Below are 18087 nucleotides of genomic sequence, written 5' to 3'. Positions count from 1 at the left end.
TTGGAGTGGTAAATTAACTACCAATTTTGATAGACATGCCGGATCAAATTCCGGTTAAAGCCGAGGGTGTTTATCCTTCAACTTGACAATAATAGTATCGGATGATATTTCAGGACTGCGGTATACGATTTGTAGTTTTTTATTATCGATCTTTTTGACAAGGCCCTTAAATTTACCAATTTCTTTTAACAGCCGTAGATCCCCCGTATCGACAACGTCTTCCTGTACACCAAAACATTTAAAATTATATGCATTCAGGGGTAAATCAGGCAATTGCCACTCCCAGATCGGGAACCAATATAAAGTATTCCATTTACCATGCCTGTAGGTCATGATGGTATATTCATTAAGGTTCGACCAATCGGCTTTATTCGTTACAAGAGATATCTCATCCTTGCCATCTCCATTCAAATCGCCTTCATTTTTCAGGAAATACAGTCCGAAATTCGGTAAAGGTTCAATAGGCGGCGCATCCATCAAAATGCTATCGCATTTCAAAAATGAATAACACTTTCTGCTGCCAAGCATTTTTAAATTATAATCATAATCGCCGGTATAAAATTTATTTACTTCTTTACCGGTACTATCACAAAAATGCTCTGTTAATTTTTCCTGCTTACCATCCCCATCAAAATCTCCGGAAATAACAAAACGATAGCCAAATAATGGGGCAGGCTTTTGGGCCGTTGGCTCTTTTACCTTTCCTGTATTTAATTGCGGCTGGGGATGAGCCCGGTTTTCCGGCTGATGGCTGCATGAACACACACATAAAAAAAGGAAGATGATAAAGTATAGGCGCATATAATGTTTTTAATTAGCTAAAATTAATCAATTATATAGCAGTATTAATACACGCAGGTATAATTTATCCGTCTGAATTTTCCGCGTAAAAAATATGTTATAAATTGGTTTTACAAAGCTCATTGTGTTATATTCACACAATAAATCCGGTAAACGGATTTGGCTTTATCCCTGTTATCCCCGCCACAGGGATAACCTGCTTTGTAACCAATTAACCAATATATCATGAAAAGAAACAGTACATTTTTGTTGCTTTTATTCACATGTGCTTTATCATTGGCGGCTCATGCCCAATCCAATAACCCGGTTATAGCCGGGAATGACATTGCAGTAACCAATACCTTAAGCGGCAAGGTAAAGGGCTACATTCACAACGGTATTTTTACCTTTAAAGGCATCCCCTACGCCAAAGCCGACCGCTTTATGGCGCCGCAAAAGCCTGACGCCTGGACGGAAGTACGCAGTTCAAAAACCTACGGCCCTGTTTGCCCTACCGACCCGACCCTTACCGTAAACGACGAGTTTGAATTCGCCTTTCAGCACGACCTGGGTTACCAGAACGAACACTGCCAATCGCTAAACGTATGGACACAAAAACTAAACGATGGCAAAAAACGCCCGGTAATGGTATGGCTGCACGGTGGCGGCTTTACAGCAGGCTCATCTATCGAGTTACCATCTTATGATGGTGAAGCACTGGCCAAAAAAGGTGATGTAGTGCTGGTATCCGTTAACCACCGCCTAAATGTTCTTGGTTTCCTTGACCTATCAGCCTATGGTGATAAATATAAAAGCTCGGCCAATGCGGGATTATTGGATTTGAAGCTCGCTTTACAATGGGTGCATGACAACATTGCCCAGTTTGGCGGCGATCCGGATAATGTAACCATCTTCGGCCAATCGGGCGGGGGCGGTAAAGTTACCTGCTTAATGAACGCGCCATCGGTTAAAGGTTTGTTTAAAAATGCCATTGTAGAAAGCGGCAGCTACATCACCAGCTTTAACGAAAAGCCTGTTACACAAAAAGTTGCCGCTGCCTTACTGGCCGAGTTGCATTTGCAGGCATCGCAGGTAGATTCACTGCAAAAGATCCCTTATGACATATTGAATGAGGCCGGCAAAAAAGCCATGACTAAGGTATCTGCCGAACTACGTAAAGAAGGTAAAAGTATGAATGGTTGGGGGCCCGCTTTAGATGGCGATTTCCTCCCCTATCAGCCATCTGACCCTGCGGCTAAAACCATTGCGAAAGATGTGCCCTTATTGGTGGGCACTACCAAAAACGAGTTCACGCCATTTTTTCCGGGTTCAAAAAACCAGACGATGGATGAGCTGAAAGCCGCCATGCAAAAAAAATACGGCGATAAAACAGAGGCTTTTATGGCTGCCGTAAAAAGCGCTTACCCTACCATTTCAACCCCGGCAGGATATACTGATATTGATTTTAGCTTCAGGCCGATGGCTGTAAAACAGGCAAATGATAAAGCGGTAAGCGGCGCCGCGCCGGTTTACATGTACCTGTTTACCTGGCAATCGCCGGTAAATGGCGGTATGTATAAAGCCATGCACTGTATGGATATCGCGTTTCAGTTTAACAACATTGCCCGCTGCCAGGAAATGACAGGCGGAGGTAAGGAAGCTTATGCATTGGCCGATAAGATCAGCAGCGCATGGATCAGTTTTGCTAAAACCGGTAATCCTAATACCCCGCTGCTACCAAAATGGCCCGCTTACACCGCCGAAAACGGGGCAACCATGATTTTGGATAATCAGTGTGTGATTAAAAACCACCCGGATGATGAATTGCTGAAAATAGTGGCATCGGCTACGCCGAAACCATAAAAAGGCCGTGCGCCAACAAAAAAACTTGCTCTACTCTTGCGCTCATCTATGATGAGTGCTTAACGTGGGTTCACGTTTGTAACGTGAGCCTATATGCTAAAACGCGTTACAAACGCGAAACCACGTTAAGCGCTCGTTACAAACGAGCGCAAGGTTTTAGGTAATTCAAAAAAACTTTACTCTTGCGCTCATCTATGATGAGTGCTTAATGTGGGTTCACGTTTGTAACGTGAGCCTATATGCTAAAACGCGTTACAAACGCGAAACCACGTTAAGCACCCGTTACAAACGGGCGCAAGGTTTTAAAGGTTTTGCTTTTAGGATGTACCTGTGCGCCGCTGAAAATCATCAAAATTACACCAGATGAAAATACCTTGCTTAATACCGGAGTGAGTGCCAAACTATGTTTCAAATTATTAAAAATTGGCAAACCTTTACCTAAAGCAACCGGATGTACCCAGATCTGGTATTCATCAACAAGGTTAAAGGCAATAAGGCTTTTTACCAAGCTAATGCTTCCGTACGTAAGAATATCGCTGCCCAGCTGATTTTTTAGATTAACCACTTCCTGCTTTAAATCCCCCTGCAACAAAACTGAATTATTCCAGGCCACAAGCTGCGTTCCCGACGAAAAAACCACTTTCCGGCAACTGTTCATCATTTCGGCATAGGCGATATCCCGGCGCGGAAAGTTTATATTTTTTGCCTGCCCTGGCCAGTAAGCCGCCATGGCCTGGTATGTTTTACGCCCAAGCAACAAGGTATCTGCATGGCTTAGGATTTCGGTAACGGCATCGGCCTGCTCACTGCTCCAGCTTTGCAGGTGCCAGTCGAGGCCACCATTTATATCAGCCACAAAACCATCAAGGGTGATATTTACAGACACAATGAGCTTGCGCATGGAGGTATGATAAACCGGCCCTGTGCCCGGCATTCTGATTAAGCCGCTTCGGTATTACCGGCAAGCGTGTTATTGGTTATTTCCAGATCTTTTACCTGTTCGTATTTTTTCCACAGATAATAGGTGAACAACATGATTGCCAGCATTACTACAGGAGGTACCAGGTTTGCGATATCCGGCGCAACCGCGGCCCATGATAAAACCGCGCCCACAAAGCTGATGGTAAACCCGGCGTAAGCCCATTCTTTAATAGCTACATACCTTGTTTGCAGGATTGCGGCAACACCCAATATCTTGGCCGATCCCATAATTACCAGCAGGTACATCGGGTAGCCCAACCTGGCCAATGAATCTGTGCCCGCTTGCTGCATAGTTATACCGCCATAAGCATCGGCAAGCATAGCGAGGGCGAAAAGCACAGTGAAGATGTAATATAGAATTTTGATGGTTTTTGGTTTCATGATCATATGGTGTTAGCGTGATTTGATGTAGATTGATTAATGATGCTAAAGTATAATCGCCATGCTGCAAACATGGTGTGCAAAAAGGACAAATAATGGGTTGATTGCGACTTTTGTGTTTTCTATCTTTATCAAAACCAATTTACAAAATCTATATATGAAACACGTAAGCATCCTGATCCCTAATGAAGCTGTTTTGGCAAGCATTGTTGACGCCCGCACCATTTTTACCGGCGCTAACGATTTTTTACAGTCGATAGGCAGGGAACCTGTGTTTGAGGTGCAGATGATTGGCCTGGCCTGGGACACCAAAGTACATAATGGCATGTTCTCGGTACACTCGGATTTGTTACTGAGCGATCTGCACCGTACCGATATCATCATTATCCCGGCCATCAGCGGCGACCTGGAAAACGCCGTTAAAATAAACCGGGAATTTGTGCCCTCGATCATCAATCAATATAAAAACGGCGCCGAGGTGGCCAGTTTATGTATCGGTTCGTTCATCCTGGCATCAACCGGGTTGCTGAACGGCAAGGAATGTTCAAGCCATTGGCTCACTGCCGAAAAGTTCAGGGCCATGTTTCCGGAGGTTACACTGGTTGACGGACGTATTGTTACCGAGCAACAGGGGCTTTACTCCAGCGGAGGAGCCACTTCTTACTGGAGCCTGCTATTGCTTTTAATAGAGAAATATGCTGGCCGCGAAATAGCCATTATGGCCGCTAAAATTTATGCACTGGAAATTGACCGGAAAAGCCAGTCGCCTTTCGCCATGTTTACGGGGCAAAAGAAGCATGAAGATAACCCGATAAAACAGGCACAGGAATACATCGAGAACAATGTAACCGAAAAGATATCGGTTGAAGAGCTTTCCTCAAGATACGCCATCGGCAGGAGGCACTTTGAGCGAAGGTTTAAGAAAGCTACCAACAACACCCCGGTTGAGTATATCCAGCGCGTGAAGATTGAGGCCGCCAAAAAGCAGCTGGAAACCTCGCCTAAAAACATTAACGAGGTAATGTGGGAAGTTGGTTATACCGATGCCAAAGCCTTCAGAACGGTGTTTAAAAAAATCACAGGCTTATCCCCTATTGATTACCGTAATAAGTATAATAAGGAAGCGGCGGTAGCTTAGGCGGCTTCCGGATGATGATTTGCAGGGTTGTCTCATTACAGGTCAGGGTTTAGTGCTTTCAGGTTAATTCAGACAACTGAAAAATTCTGTACGGAACGATATTCAACCTTGCCTGCGCTTAAAAACATGATACAGAACCTTGCCCCGCAATTCATCGGGTAAAAAGGGTTTCATCACAATATCATCAAAACCAACTTTAATGGCATCTTCCTCTACATCTTTGGGTAAATTGGCGGTAAGCGCTATAACAGGGATGTCTATGCCATTTGCCCTGATCCGTTTGGTGGCTTCGTAGCCATCCATCACCGGCATCTGTAAATCCATCAGTACCAGCCGGTGCTTAGAGGTATCCAGCAAATCTAAAGCTTCCTGGCCGTTTACTGCTACCTGGGTAATGGCCCCCCAGCGCTTTAAGTAGGTTTGGGCAACCAGCACGTTCATGGCGTTATCATCAACCAGCAGTATGTGGATCCCGTTAAGCAGTTTATCGGCATCTTCGGTATTCGCTTTAAGCTCGGCGGGCTGCGGCTCACCGGCTACTTTTACAAATGTTTTGATGAAATAAAATATCGATCCGACACCTTCCTGGCTAATAAGCTGCAGCGAGCTGTCCTGCAATTCGAGGATTTTTTTGCTGATGGCAAGGCCTAAGCCCGTACCGCCAAAGCTGCGCGAAATGGATGAGTCGGCCTGCGTAAAGCGTTCGAAGATAAGCTTTTGTTTCGCATCCGGAATACCGATACCCGTATCTTTTACAAACACCATTAGTGTAACGGATGTTTCCGTTTCCTCTTTTACTTCTATCCCTAACACCACCCCGCCGCTCGGCGTAAACTTAATGGCATTGTGTACCAGGTTAGTAACTACCTGCGAAATACGGGTAGGGTCGCCCATTACTTTATGCCGCAGATTTTTATCAAGGTCGAGCCTCAGGCCGATCCCCTTGTCGTGAGCGTTGGTTTGCAGGCCGCCCACCACGTTGCGGGCAATGGCTGCAAGGTCCATTTCAATATATTCGAGGGTGATTTTGCCGGCCTCTATCTTGTTATAATCAAGCACATCATTCACAATAGAGAGCAGGTTATTAGCCGAAAAAAGCATCACATCAAGCTGCTCTACCTGGTCGGGCCTGGGATTGTTTTTTAGCAGCAGGTGGCTCATCCCGATCACCGAGTTTAGCGGCGTGCGAATCTCGTGGCTCATGGTACTTAAAAACTCGCTTTTGGCTTTAAGGCCTTGTTCGGCATCGGCCTTCGCCTTTTTCAGCACAAACGATACCCGGTGCGCCAACACCAGCGATTGCAAAAAGAAAAAAGTGAGGTAAGCTAAAAAACTCACTATTTGCAGCGGGGGGATCAGCCCCCAGTAATGGAACAGCGAGATACCGAATACCGACATCAGCGCAAGGGCGCTCCACAAAGCGTAAACCGAACCCGGGCGCTGGTTACGCCAGGCCTGCGAATAAACATAGGGAATATACACCAGGCAAAACAGCATTACCACTAAAAATGGGTTAACCAATTGCGTAAAAAAGCGCGGGGGTAACACCAGCGAGGCCAGCGCGAATAAGGCGCAAATGCTGTTAACAACGGCAACTATACGCTTATTTATATCAAGCGGATACAAATAAAGGGTGTATAAACCAAACAAGCCTATCCCTAAAAACAGGCTGGCGTATTCTATCCTCGCGGTTACGTACCAGCTGATGTTGGGCAACAGCGAATGAAGCACATAATTATCGGTGCCGATGATGCGGTAGCTGTAAACCAGCGAGAACAAGGCGAATAGTAGGATGGCCTTATCCCGGCTGCCTAAAAGGTACAAACCCAGGAAAAACAGCCCTCCCATAATCAAACAGCCGGTCAATAACAGGTCAATGGCCGCTGCACGATACCGGGCCAAGGCAATTACCTCGCGGGGGCCGATAAATATCGGTTTACTGACGCCCCCTTTGCTGTGTACAAAATTGGCTACCTGGAGCGTTAGCCTGATGGTATCGATATTGGCAGGCAAATCGACAGCTTTATATTCCCAGTGAGGTACAAAACCCGTTCGGGAAGTGCTTACCTGTCCGTTGGATGCGCATTCTTTATCATTAACATACAAACGATATGCGCAGTATACGTCGGGCATGGCTATGCTGAGATCCTTGCTTCCGCGGGGTAATAAAATGGTTAAGAGGTAAGTGGCATAGCCGTAAGGCGGCAACTCCTGCCCCTTCCGGTTAAAGCCGTTCCATTTAAAAGGGAATTCAACCAAAAGCCTGTTTTTAATCCCGGCGGTATCATTGGGGCTAACAAGCCGGTTCCAGTAAAACTGCCAGTAGCCGCGAAGTTCAATTTTACTGGTTACAGGATGATTACGCAGATCGAGCACGCCATGTACAGCGGCTACATAATTGGTGGCTCCCGCAGGTTTAATAACTAAACCCGAGAGGTTAAAAAATAACAAATAAACAAACCACCTGATTTTCATCGCTTTTACAAGAACGCTAAACAACACTGCCTCATGGGTTTAGCATTGCACTTATACGTAAGTACTTCACCAAAAGTCATAGCGTTTTTATAACATTCTTTCTAATAGGGTGTGAATATAACAACCACTGTGAATATTTTTAATTATTTGCTTAGAGTAAGTGGCTGATATAAACAATTGGTTAATATTGACAGCAAACTAAATAGTTTCAGTTAATTTCAGGATCCTGATCCGGTTATACTGCTGCAGCAAAATGGGGCACAAATTATAGATGATGTTACTGATCATGATAATTAGCGCTATCATAAATTTATTTTCCAACAATGCCCCTGTAGCGGTAAAAACAAAAAACAGCAGGCACAGGAGATGGAAGCGCTCATACATGGCAATGGTTTTAAGGTAAGCGCGGGCGGCGTTTTTGGGACCGGTAACCCGGTAACCGGGTTTGTTTTTGCGCGAAAAGCGATTAGCGATATCGCCATGCTGCACAAACCTGCGGATAAATTTCACGCCCAAACGTTCGTAAAACCGGGTACTTCGGCTTAGCTGAAACCGGTCAAACACCTGTCGCGGTAAAAACACCGGGACAAAGCTGATCATGATAAAAACATAAAAACCGGTTGATAATCCCGCGGCAGTCCAGTACAGCAATACACCGGCGAAGCAAAGTATTGTCCAGAAAAAACTGATAAACTGGTTCATGTCATAATGAAGGTGATCGGACAACCTAATTTTTTGCTTTGTAACTAACGGTTTAATTAACGCCCTTGACATTCATTTTAAAGGTGTAAACCGCTTTGGATGCTGTGATAAACAAGGTATCCATATCCTTGCCGCCGAAACAGATATTGGCAGTCCATGGTTCGTCGATATCAATGTGCCCTATTTTTTCACCCTGGGGGTTAACAATGGTTACGCCCTGGCCGCACATATAGATGTTGCCCAAACGGTCAATAGTCATGCCGTCGCAGCCCATGGCTATAAAAAGCTTACGGTTGGTGAGCGAACCGTCTTTATTAATATCAAAGCGATAGGTTTTATTGTCGCCAATGTCAGCCACGTACAGATATTTGCCGTCGGGAGTGCCGATAATACCGTTAGGCTTCACAAACTGGTCGTTAACTATTACTGCCGGTGCCTTTCCTTTGGCCAGGTAGTACAATTTCTGCCCGTCCAGGTCGGGTTGCTTACGTGTCCAGTAATCGCGTTGGTAATAAGGGTCGGTGATGTAGATTCCGCCGTCCGGGCGCACCCAAACATCATTAGGGCCGTTAAATTTATGGCCTTCGTAATCCTTTAATAAAACGGTCACCTTTCCCTTAGGGCTGATGGACCATAGCTGGTTATCCGCGTCGGCGCAGGTAATCAGGTTGCCTTTTTTATCAAAGTACATCCCGTTTGATCTGCCTGCGCTATCCATAAATACCGAAAGTTTGCCATCGGTATCATATTTCCAGATCTTGTTATTGGGTTGATCGGTAAAATATACATTGCCTTTCTTATCCACCGCCGGGCCTTCCGTAAACGAGAATTGTTTAGCCACGAGTTGCGCTTTGGTTCCCGGTTCATACAGTTTTGTTTCGGTTTGCGCGGATAAACCGCCGCTGAACGCGGAGAATAATAATATAAGTGCAGAGAGTTTTTTCATGGCCGGTGCAGGTTACGTTTTACTTTAGCTAAAGTAACTTATTTTTCGGCGTGGTTATTTTACGGGGGTAAAATATTTGATACAAGCGATGTTTGGGTATTGCCTGTTGAAATCAACAGTATTCAAAATCTCATTAAAAAGAACAATTAAAAAAACCTATTTTTGCCCCTTTATTAAAATACCGTACATCACATGAGTATTGCATTATCCGAACAGGAAATTATTCGTCGCAAATCGTTGCAGGAATTACGCGCGTTGGGCATTAACCCCTATCCCGCCGAAGCTTTTAATGTTAACGCCTGGGCTCAGGACATTGCCGATAATTTTAAGGATAAACCCGAGGCCTACCAGGATGTTGTAATTGCCGGCCGGATCATGACCCGCCGTATTATGGGCAGCGCTTCGTTTGCCGAGTTACAGGATTCAACCGGCCGCGTACAGATTTACCTGAAACGCGATGATATTTGCCCCGTCGAAGACAAAACCTTATATAATACCGTATTTAAAAAGCTACTTGATATTGGCGATTATGTGGGTGTTAAAGGTTATGTTTTCACCACCCAAACCGGCGAGATCTCGGTTCACGTTCGCGAGCTGATTGTACTATCAAAATCATTGAAACCGCTTCCGGTTGTTAAACGTGAAGAAGATGGTACCATCCACGATGGTTTTACCGACCCTGAATTACGTTACCGCCAGCGCTATGTTGATTTAACGGTTAACCCCGGCTATAAACAGATTTTCATCAACCGTTCAAAAGTGATCAGCGCCATGCGCAATTACTTTAACGCGCAGGGTTGGATGGAAGTTGAAACCCCTATTCTGCAGGCTGTACATGGTGGCGCCGCGGCCCGCCCGTTCGCTACACACCACAATACGCTGGATATGCCCCTGTTTTTGCGTATAGCCAACGAGTTGTACCTGAAAAGGCTGATCGTAGCGGGTTTTGACGGCGTTTACGAGTTTGGTAAAATGTTCCGGAACGAGGGTATGGACCGCACCCATAACCCGGAGTTTACCGCCATGGAAATTTATGTAGCTTACAAAGACTACATCTGGATGATGGCCATGGTTGAAGATTGTTTGGAGACTGTAGCCCGTGCCGTTCACGGTATTCCGGTTGTACAGGTTGGCAATAACGAAATCAACTTCGCGGGGCCTTACGAAAAACTATCGATGTATGATTCGATCCTGAAATATACAGGCATCGATGTATCTGCTATGGACGAGGCCGGCTTACGCCGGGTTTGCGCCGAACTGAAAATAGAAGTAAACCCAAGCATGGGCAAAGGCAAACTGATTGATGAGATCTTCAGCGCGAAAGTTGAGCACCACCTCATTCAGCCTACCTATATTACAGACTATCCTATAGAAATGACACCGCTTGCCAAAAAGCACCGCACTAAAGACGGACTGGTAGAGCGCTTCGAACTGTTTGTTAACGGCAAGGAAATTGCCAATGCCTACTCCGAACTGAACGACCCGATCGATCAGCGTGAACGCTTGGAAGAGCAACTGATCCTGGCGGGCCGCGGTGATGATGAGGCGATGGCTATGGATGATGACTTTTTACGCGCCCTTGAATATGGTATGCCGCCAACATCGGGTTTGGGTATTGGAATCGATCGTTTAGTCATGCTGATGACCAACCAAAGCACCATCCAGGAGGTATTGTTCTTCCCGCAGATGCGCCCGGAGAAAAAAGTAAAAGTGGCAAGTGCCGAAGATTTTGTTAAAATTGGTGTACCTGTAGAATGGGTGCAGGTGTTAAACAAAATGGGCTTTAACACAGTTGAGGAATTAAAAGCTGCCAACCCTAACAAAGTGTTTAACGATTTGGGGGGAATGCGTAAAAAATTAAAACTGGATATTTCCATGCCTACTAAAGATGAGGTAATGGCCTGGTTTAATTAATAAAGCGCGTTAAGCCTCAAAAAACAAGTTGATTTATACAAAAAAGGCGCGGCATCTAAATATGCCGCGCCTTTTCTGCTTTCGCCAATGCCTCGCTTATGCCTGTTTAAGCTTTGCTTCCATGCTTTGCGTGGTATGTGGCACAGCACGCAACCGCTCTTTAGGGATCAGCTTGCCGGTAGAGCGGCAGATACCGTAAGTTTTGGTTTCAATGCGCATCAATGCGGCTTCAAGCTGTTCTATGAACTTTTTTTGGCGTGCTGCCAACTGATTGGTTTGCTCTTTCTCAAAGGTAGCTGAGCCATCTTCGAGCGTTTTGCCTGCTATCGCGGCATCATCGCCGTTTGAGTTGGATGCGCTAAGCATACCAACCAGTTCCTGGAGTTCTTCACGTGCCATGCTGATCTTGTCTTTAATCAGTATTCTAAATTCGTTTAATTCCGTGTCGTTGTATCTCGTTTTTGTATTTTCCTGTTGCATGATGAGGTTAACAATAATCTGTATAAATAGTTGTATAAATTTAAAAGGGAATAGTTCTGATTAAAAAATACCGTTTATAGTATGTAAATCAGCACCGAAATAAAATTAAAAAGCTCCTTTCGGAGCTTGATTAATTGTAGATTAAATTCCAGATACATTAATCGTATTCGCTTAAACTACCGATCTGCCCCGGATAACACCCAGTAGCACGGCAATTATGGCAATTACCAGTAAGATGTGAATTAAACCGCCTGCTGCGTAAGCAAATGTACCGATAGCCCAGCCTATTACCAGGATAACGGCGATGATGTAAAGAATAGAGTTCATGTTTGATATAGTTAAATGTTATACCAACAAGTCTTTAGTACCCCAAATTGTTTTACATTAATAATTAATTTTTTTTCAGAAAAAATTAATTACATCGATATAAACACACCCATCTGCATCGTGATGCTAAGAAGATATATAACGAATTAAAAACGATTAACATGAAAGCTAAGTAAAGTTGCAGAAAAAGAGAACGACACCTAACGCATGGTAGTTGAAAATACCTGGTTAAACAGAAAAGTCCCACCACAAAATCTGACAGCCTGGCGCATAAGCATGGTTAGGTAAGTTACCTGTTTAAGCAGGCGTATTTAGCGTACCCTAAGGATGCAAAAATTTAGTTTACATACTGTTCAATCTTCTTCAACAGGAAATCAAGGTCGAAAGGTTTGGCCATAAAATCGGTGGCGCCTGCATCTGCCGCAATCTGCTGACCATCCCTGCTGGCAGAAATCACTATAACCGGAAGCTGGTTTGTCTGCGGGTTTTTACGCAGGCTTCGTAAAACCTGGTCGCCGGATAATACCGGCATCCATAAATCCAGTAGTAAAAGATCGGGATGCTCCCGTTCTATCACGTCGTAAATATGCAGGCTGTTTTGCACCGGAATGATGGTATAACCGCTACCCTCTAAAACAATCTCCAGCATATCCAGGATGCCTTCGTCGTCATCACATATCATAATTCTTTTTGTATCCATCAGGCAGGCTGTTTACTTAAGGGGAGTGTAAAATTGAAGGTAGATCCGTGTCCGGGTTCGCTTTCTACCCAAATGGTACCACCATGGTTTTTGATAATCTGATCGCAGATGTACAGCCCGATGCCCATACCTGGGAAACGTTGCTGTATATCACCTACACGATAAAAACGGTCGAAGATTTTTTTATGGTCTTCCACCCTGATCCCCATTCCCTGGTCTTTGACAGATAATTTAACAAAGTTACTTACCCGCGAAAGATACACGTCTATATCCTTATGGTCGGGCGCATATTTGATAGCGTTGGATAAAAGATTGTTGATCACCTGCAAGATGTGCGATTCATCGGCAGACACCATTTCGCCGGTGCTCCCGGTTATCCTGATCTCGTGATATTTGGTAGCAGCCTGTATGGTATCTACTGCCTCCTGCACCGCCTTATCAAAGTCAAAAACTTCTTTATGTAATTCGATATTACCTGTCTGGATACGGGATACATCCAAAAGTTCGGCTATCAGGTTATTTAACCGGTCAACATAAACGGCTGTTTTATTCAAAACAGCTCTGAACTTTTCGCTCGCTTCATTAGGCACCATGCGCTGCATCAACTGCACCAGGCCCTTTATGGTAGTTAGCGGTGTTTTAAGTTCGTGGCTGGCTATTGATAAAAAGTCGTCCTTACGCCTTTCAATCTCGCGGCGGTCGGTAATATCCTCAATGGCGATCAGGATCCGGTCTCTGTATTGGCCATCCAATTCAATACGGTGGGCGTTAAGCACCATGAGTTTCTTGCCGATATATGGAAAATCATGCTCCACTTCAAATTCCTCTACGGGGTTATTAGTAGGCAGGATATTCTCCAGCAATTCTTTAAGTGCCACGATATTCCATTGGCCGTTACCGAGGTCATAAAGTAATTTACCTTCGGTTTCCTCTGCGGTTACTTTAAACGTTTTTAAAAAATGCTCGTTTACGCTTAAAACTTTAAACTCCTGGTCTAAAACGATCAGGCTTTCCCTGAGGGTTTGCACAATACTGGCGAGATAATCTTCGCTTTCTTTCAGGCTTTTTGTACGTTCATCAACCCTGCGTTCCATCAGCTCCTGCTGGTAACGGAGATCGAGCTCCGCCTTTTTGCGGAGTGTTACATCGTTTTGAACGCCTATAAAATAATCAACCTGACCGTTAGCGCCCTTGATGGGCGACATGTACAACTCGTTGTAAAACAAGGTGCCATCCTTGCGGTAGTTGCGAATATCAACGATACAACTTTTACCATCACGGATGGCGGTACGCAGCGTTTCACGCTCTTTCTGATCGCGGTCTTCCTTCTGCAAAAACCGACAGTTATGTCCTATAATCTCATCTCTGCTATATCCTGAAATATTCTCGAAAGCCTTATTGCAGTAAATGATGGGATTGTCGGGAAGACGATTATCCGTTATGATGATACCCGAAATGGACGCATCCAGCGCCTGTAAAAGCAGGCTGAAGTCCTCTTTCGCCGTTTCATGAGAAATATTAAACTTGCCGTTGTGTAAACTGTCCACTTAAAAAAATTTATATAATTGATCGCCGGTAATACAAAATCCTTGCCACTCAATTTTCATCCTGATACAATACAATAATTCTCCTCATAGGTTTTGTAAAAAATTAATAAAAGTCGTATCAAGGCGGATAAAAATCACTTTGAATTTCGTGGTCTCCCCTCCTCCCGGGTAATTTCCTCAGCCAAAGCTTTAAGGTCTTCTTTGCTGCTTATCGTTTTCTTTTCGTAATGTTCAAGGTGAAAGTTTTCTAACTTTTGCAGCAGGTATTGCAAGGTGAATTTCTCCGCTACAGTTAATTTGCCTGTAATGATTTTACCTACATAGCTGGTATGTTCAAATATGCGGTATAACAATGCTTTTCCCTCATCGGTAATGGCGATGTGTTTACTTCTTTTATCTATGGCATCGTCCCATTGCCTCACCAAACCGTTAGCAACCAACCGCCTGATCACTTCGGTGCCGGATGTTTTTTCCTGCAGGTTATAGCTGATCAGTTTACTCTTGGATAAATGTGGATGTGTAAGTAAGATGGCCAGCGCCGTAAAATCTTCGGCAGTTTGCAAAGGTGTACCTTCCAGCGCTTTTTTGATGTATGATTTTGCATAACGGCTCATAAATACAAACAGCCGCCCTATGTTATTATCCAACTGATAGGCTATATTCAAGGCCGTGCTGTCGCCATCGCCAAAACGCACCTCGTTAATAGATACATCCCCGTTAATGTTCCCAACCTTATTCATTAAAAAACCCGCAAAATCCTGTATCGAAATTTCATGCCCTGAATTTTCTGCTTCCAGTTCTTCAACAAGGCTGATCAATTGGTGAATAAGTTGGTAAGATTTCATATTTTCATAAAATTAGGTTCAAAGGTATCGCTAAGTTTATTTTATTTTCTTTTCACTTGTTCAGGGTTCTGTAATTTAAACGCGGAGTAGGCTTTTCTGTAACTTTGCCTGGTGTCCGGCTGCGGTTTAAGGCCCTTTAAAAAGTTCAGTGTTTTAATCATCGTTAGTTTGTAGGCAGGCAGAGCAGGCGCTTCAATTCCCAGCATACCGGCAATTTCCGGGCCAAGGAGGTAACACATTAAACCAAGGATATCATTAGCAGTAGCTTTGCTTTTGTTAACCGATAAAATGTGAGTGGTTAAAGCGCTTGTCAATTCCCGGCCATGCGCGGAAACTGCAAATTGCCGCGATTTAATAACCGTGTCCAACTGTTGGGCCATTTTGGAGTTATCCGGAATCAGGTCCTCATCCAAACCGGTGAGGTAACCCACCACCGCCCAGATGTGCATAAAGGCGGTCTGATCATCCTCGCTAACCGTGTAACCCAGCATCCGCAAACCGCGGATCACGATGAGCGAAAAGGAAAGATTAGTGCCCGCCATGTCTTCCTGGTTAACAGGTAAGCCCCAGCCCATATCCCATTTACCACTATTCAGGGTATAGTATCGTGCCGCTGCATGCATCAACCTTACTTTCAGGATCTCCTCAAAGGCATTGCCCTCCGGGCCGAAGGCATCAGGACCCATAACTTCCCACACAAAAACAGCAGTATCATAAAGCCTTTTGGTGGTTTGTTTACGGATCAGCTCCGATAAATAAAGCACCATAGCGCCGTTAGCAGCCGTATAACAGTAAGGGAGCGAAAGCAAGCCCAGCAAGCTCATGATAATCTCCGAATGGCGGGCATAAAAACGGGCACCAGCCTTCATCAATCGTGGTTTGGCCCATGGCGGCAGCTGACAGGCATGGTCAATTAAATTAACACCCGGGAACAGCGCTTTCAGCTCCGACAGGCCACCTGCGCCGGGCCGACCGGCCATCCATTGATATAGCTGTTGTTTCTTTGCGGGATCGGCAAATACGGCTTGTATAAAGGCATCAGCCCGGGTATCGCCCGATAGCCTTTTCCTGTCTAAAAACTCTTCAGTATATAATTCCGAACCGTTCATTAGCTCATGGTGTTTATAATTGCTTCCGCAGCCAGTCTTCCGCTTTTCATAGCTGCATTAATCGAGCCATTCATCAGGTAATCGCCACAAACAAAACATTGCTCATTCAGTTGCAGCGCTTTACTGTCAGGCTGATTCACAACATGGTCGTCGTTCGGGAGTGCATACTTGATATGGTATGTTTTCAGGTGCTTCCAATTCACCGCGTCCGGGTACCAGAATTTCAGTTCGCTGATCACATTCGCCTGCAGTTCAGCCTTATCGGCACCGGAGTGGTCGCCGATAAGCGATAAGGAGATTAAGCTTTTACCATCAGGAGCATAGCCCGGAGCTATCCTGTCCATTACCGCTATGTTATTAACCAGTTTTCGCGGCAATGTATTCAGGGCGATTAACGGCTGTTTAAATGGCCTTTGCCCGGCAACGAAATACATATTGCTAACCGGGTGATAGCTGATCGTTGAATTTTTATCACCTAAAGGTGAACTTAACGGGTCTGTAGCTACAAGTACAACGTCGGCTTCGTAGTTAACCCCTTCTGTGGTTGAAACCGTGCCACCCGCTATTGCGGAAACGTTTTGATGAAACAGTATTTCATGCGGTTCAAGGCAGCTGGCAAGTTGTTTAGGGATCATCCCCATACCTTTTGCAGGGATGCACGCATCGCCCTCGCTGAACATTTTGAAAACAAATTCAAACATCCGGCTTGAAGTACTTAAATGATTTTCGAGAAAAATACCGGTCATGAACGGGCGGAAAAAGTTATTCATGATGGTGGCGCTGAAGCCTTTGTTTTTCAGATATTCGGTGGTGGAGATTTCCTGTTCTGAAAAGATTTCGTCTATACGTTTTCCGGATAACATCAGCTTTAAACGGAGCATCCGCATTTTATCAGCGAATGTAGCTGCGCCGGAAAACAGGGTGCTAACCAGCGAGCCCGGCCGCCTGATCGGATCGCCCAGCTCGGTAATTCCATCCCGGCTCAGGATCAGTGCGCCGGGGTCAAATTTGCAAAGATCAAGCGCTTTATAGTCCAGGTGTTTTTGGGCTTCGGGGTATGCCGTTAAAAAAACCTGGAACCCCCGGTCGAGCAGGAAACCGTCTACCTCGTCTGTCCGTACCCTGCCTCCTACCGCATCGGATGCCTCCAGAACCAGCACAGATTTTCCGGCGGCTTTTAAAACCTTGGCTGCTGTCAAGCCCGCAAGCCCGGCACCAACTATAATTACTTCTGCATTTTTTTTCATACGCTAAGCTTTTGCAGGGGCTTCTTTTACGTGCGGTTCAACGCCAGGCTTGGCGTAAGCCAGTTGCCCCAGCGGCTGTGGCAGATAATAGGTATCCAGTCCGGCTACCGTCAGGGTTTTGGCAGCGCTGTGTAATACGGTGCCATCTTCAGCAATCAAATCATTTTCCATTAAAATATGTAGGATTTCGCCAACCACGATCGTTGTGCCATTAATTTCCATGTCGACCACCTCCCGAAGTTCAAGGCCGATGCGGATATTTGATTCACGCACAAACGGTGCCTTAAAATCCGGAAGATACAATTTGTGAAAACCACAGGCATCAAATTCGGATACCCCGGAAGCATAGCTGGCACTGGTTTGATGCGCCTGCATATACCATTCGGGCAGTACATTGTTAAGCGTATACTGCCCGGTAGCCCTGATGTTACGTAAAGTATCGTTATGTTCACGTTCGGGCCGGATCACCAACCCGATAAGCGGCGGGTTTGCCCCCAGGTGAAACGTCGAACTGATGATACACAAATTGGTAATACCGCTAACCCCTGCCGTACCCAGCAGGTTAAGCGATCGGTAACCTATCAGGCTATTGATCAAACTGATCCGGTAATATTTTTCTAACCGACCGATTTCTTCACTCGTGATCTTCATG

At 45.1% G+C, this 18087-nt stretch carries 17 protein-coding genes; 3 read left to right on the top strand and 14 right to left on the bottom strand.

The window, feature by feature from the left end; genetic code table 11:
* Window positions 1–54: 54 nt before the first annotated feature.
* Window positions 55–801 carry a hypothetical protein gene (locus LX99_RS08560; protein ID WP_109607466.1) on the bottom strand — a complete coding sequence of 249 codons (747 nt, stop codon included), beginning with the start codon at window positions 799–801 and terminating at the stop codon, window positions 55–57.
* 225 nt (window positions 802–1026) lie between these two features.
* On the opposite strand from LX99_RS08560, the gene LX99_RS08555 reads away from it, so the two are divergent.
* Window positions 1027–2643: a carboxylesterase/lipase family protein gene (locus LX99_RS08555; protein ID WP_109607465.1), complete on the top strand. Its 1617-nt coding sequence runs from the start codon at window positions 1027–1029 to the stop codon at window positions 2641–2643.
* A gap of 271 nt (window positions 2644–2914) precedes the next feature.
* Here LX99_RS08555 and LX99_RS08550 read toward each other — a convergent pair whose 3' ends face one another.
* Both LX99_RS08550 and LX99_RS08545 read right to left on the bottom strand, forming a co-directional pair.
* The gene (locus LX99_RS08550; RefSeq protein ID WP_170122656.1) at window positions 2915–3544 is read right to left on the bottom strand and encodes a dihydrofolate reductase family protein; all 630 of its coding nucleotides are present in this window, start codon (window positions 3542–3544) and stop codon (window positions 2915–2917) included.
* A 38-nt stretch (window positions 3545–3582) separates the two neighbouring features.
* Window positions 3583–4005 carry a DoxX family protein gene (locus LX99_RS08545; protein ID WP_109607614.1) on the bottom strand — a complete coding sequence of 141 codons (423 nt, stop codon included), beginning with the start codon at window positions 4003–4005 and terminating at the stop codon, window positions 3583–3585.
* 157 nt (window positions 4006–4162) lie between these two features.
* Between LX99_RS08545 and LX99_RS08540 the strand changes: the two genes are divergently transcribed.
* Complete coding sequence (locus LX99_RS08540; RefSeq protein ID WP_109607463.1) at window positions 4163–5143, top strand: GlxA family transcriptional regulator; 981 nt, start codon at window positions 4163–4165, stop codon at window positions 5141–5143.
* Between the two features lie 102 nt (window positions 5144–5245).
* Here LX99_RS08540 and LX99_RS08535 read toward each other — a convergent pair whose 3' ends face one another.
* The 3 genes from LX99_RS08535 to LX99_RS08525 all read right to left on the bottom strand — a co-directional run bounded on the left by LX99_RS08535 (window position 5246) and on the right by LX99_RS08525 (window position 9266).
* The gene (locus LX99_RS08535) at window positions 5246–7618 is read right to left on the bottom strand and encodes a response regulator (RefSeq protein ID WP_109607462.1); all 2373 of its coding nucleotides are present in this window, start codon (window positions 7616–7618) and stop codon (window positions 5246–5248) included.
* 198 nt (window positions 7619–7816) lie between these two features.
* Window positions 7817–8320, bottom strand: a complete 504-nt coding sequence (locus LX99_RS08530; protein ID WP_146203080.1) for a glycosyl-4,4'-diaponeurosporenoate acyltransferase CrtO family protein — start codon at window positions 8318–8320, stop codon at window positions 7817–7819.
* A gap of 52 nt (window positions 8321–8372) precedes the next feature.
* Window positions 8373–9266 carry an SMP-30/gluconolactonase/LRE family protein gene (locus LX99_RS08525; protein WP_109607460.1) on the bottom strand — a complete coding sequence of 298 codons (894 nt, stop codon included), beginning with the start codon at window positions 9264–9266 and terminating at the stop codon, window positions 8373–8375.
* 192 nt (window positions 9267–9458) lie between these two features.
* Here LX99_RS08525 and lysS point away from each other — a divergent pair, with 192 nt between their 5' ends.
* Window positions 9459–11180, top strand: a complete 1722-nt coding sequence (lysS, locus tag LX99_RS08520) for a lysine--tRNA ligase (RefSeq protein WP_109607459.1) — start codon at window positions 9459–9461, stop codon at window positions 11178–11180.
* A gap of 96 nt (window positions 11181–11276) precedes the next feature.
* Here the strand turns inward: lysS and LX99_RS08515 are convergent, their stop codons facing one another.
* From LX99_RS08515 to LX99_RS08480, 8 genes are all read right to left on the bottom strand, one after another.
* Window positions 11277–11660, bottom strand: a complete 384-nt coding sequence (locus LX99_RS08515; RefSeq protein ID WP_109607458.1) for a TraR/DksA family transcriptional regulator — start codon at window positions 11658–11660, stop codon at window positions 11277–11279.
* 171 nt (window positions 11661–11831) lie between these two features.
* A complete protein-coding gene (locus tag LX99_RS08510; RefSeq protein WP_022833880.1) occupies window positions 11832–11987 on the bottom strand; it encodes a lmo0937 family membrane protein in 156 nt (51 codons plus the stop codon).
* A 337-nt stretch (window positions 11988–12324) separates the two neighbouring features.
* On the bottom strand, window positions 12325–12687 hold the full coding sequence (locus tag LX99_RS08505; RefSeq protein ID WP_109607457.1) for a response regulator: 363 nt from the start codon (window positions 12685–12687) through the stop codon (window positions 12325–12327).
* A complete protein-coding gene (locus LX99_RS08500; protein ID WP_245927877.1) occupies window positions 12687–14234 on the bottom strand; it encodes a PAS domain-containing sensor histidine kinase in 1548 nt (515 codons plus the stop codon). The genes LX99_RS08505 and LX99_RS08500 overlap by 1 nt, the downstream gene beginning before the upstream one ends.
* Window positions 14235–14368: 134 nt before the next feature.
* A complete protein-coding gene (locus LX99_RS08495; protein WP_109607456.1) occupies window positions 14369–15079 on the bottom strand; it encodes a MarR family winged helix-turn-helix transcriptional regulator in 711 nt (236 codons plus the stop codon).
* Window positions 15080–15120: 41 nt separating this feature from the next.
* On the bottom strand, window positions 15121–16188 hold the full coding sequence (locus LX99_RS08490) for an oxygenase MpaB family protein (protein WP_109607455.1): 1068 nt from the start codon (window positions 16186–16188) through the stop codon (window positions 15121–15123).
* A complete protein-coding gene (locus LX99_RS08485) occupies window positions 16188–17435 on the bottom strand; it encodes an NAD(P)/FAD-dependent oxidoreductase (RefSeq protein ID WP_109607454.1) in 1248 nt (415 codons plus the stop codon). The genes LX99_RS08490 and LX99_RS08485 overlap by 1 nt, the downstream gene beginning before the upstream one ends.
* Before the next feature lie 3 nt (window positions 17436–17438).
* Window positions 17439–18086, bottom strand: a complete 648-nt coding sequence (locus LX99_RS08480; protein WP_109607453.1) for a flavin reductase family protein — start codon at window positions 18084–18086, stop codon at window positions 17439–17441.
* Window position 18087: the final 1 nt, after the last annotated feature.

The organism is Mucilaginibacter oryzae, assembly GCF_003148845.1.
GTDB lineage: Bacteria > Bacteroidota > Bacteroidia > Sphingobacteriales > Sphingobacteriaceae > Mucilaginibacter > Mucilaginibacter oryzae.
Note: the sequence above shows the minus strand (reverse complement) of the source record. Positions and strands in the feature narration are given on the sequence as shown.

Coding starts and splice junctions, on each gene's coding strand:
- LX99_RS08560 (WP_109607466.1), bottom strand. CDS start 801: ATGCGCCTATACTTTATCATCTTCCTTTTTTTATGTGTGTGTTCATGC.
- LX99_RS08555 (WP_109607465.1), top strand. CDS start 1,027: ATGAAAAGAAACAGTACATTTTTGTTGCTTTTATTCACATGTGCTTTA.
- LX99_RS08550 (WP_170122656.1), bottom strand. CDS start 3,544: ATGCGCAAGCTCATTGTGTCTGTAAATATCACCCTTGATGGTTTTGTG.
- LX99_RS08545 (WP_109607614.1), bottom strand. CDS start 4,005: ATGAAACCAAAAACCATCAAAATTCTATATTACATCTTCACTGTGCTT.
- LX99_RS08540 (WP_109607463.1), top strand. CDS start 4,163: ATGAAACACGTAAGCATCCTGATCCCTAATGAAGCTGTTTTGGCAAGC.
- LX99_RS08535 (WP_109607462.1), bottom strand. CDS start 7,618: ATGAAAATCAGGTGGTTTGTTTATTTGTTATTTTTTAACCTCTCGGGT.
- LX99_RS08530 (WP_146203080.1), bottom strand. CDS start 8,320: ATGAACCAGTTTATCAGTTTTTTCTGGACAATACTTTGCTTCGCCGGT.
- LX99_RS08525 (WP_109607460.1), bottom strand. CDS start 9,266: ATGAAAAAACTCTCTGCACTTATATTATTATTCTCCGCGTTCAGCGGC.
- lysS (WP_109607459.1), top strand. CDS start 9,459: ATGAGTATTGCATTATCCGAACAGGAAATTATTCGTCGCAAATCGTTG.
- LX99_RS08515 (WP_109607458.1), bottom strand. CDS start 11,660: ATGCAACAGGAAAATACAAAAACGAGATACAACGACACGGAATTAAAC.
- LX99_RS08510 (WP_022833880.1), bottom strand. CDS start 11,987: ATGAACTCTATTCTTTACATCATCGCCGTTATCCTGGTAATAGGCTGG.
- LX99_RS08505 (WP_109607457.1), bottom strand. CDS start 12,687: ATGGATACAAAAAGAATTATGATATGTGATGACGACGAAGGCATCCTG.
- LX99_RS08495 (WP_109607456.1), bottom strand. CDS start 15,079: ATGAAATCTTACCAACTTATTCACCAATTGATCAGCCTTGTTGAAGAA.
- LX99_RS08490 (WP_109607455.1), bottom strand. CDS start 16,188: ATGAACGGTTCGGAATTATATACTGAAGAGTTTTTAGACAGGAAAAGG.
- LX99_RS08485 (WP_109607454.1), bottom strand. CDS start 17,435: ATGAAAAAAAATGCAGAAGTAATTATAGTTGGTGCCGGGCTTGCGGGC.
- LX99_RS08480 (WP_109607453.1), bottom strand. CDS start 18,086: ATGAAGATCACGAGTGAAGAAATCGGTCGGTTAGAAAAATATTACCGG.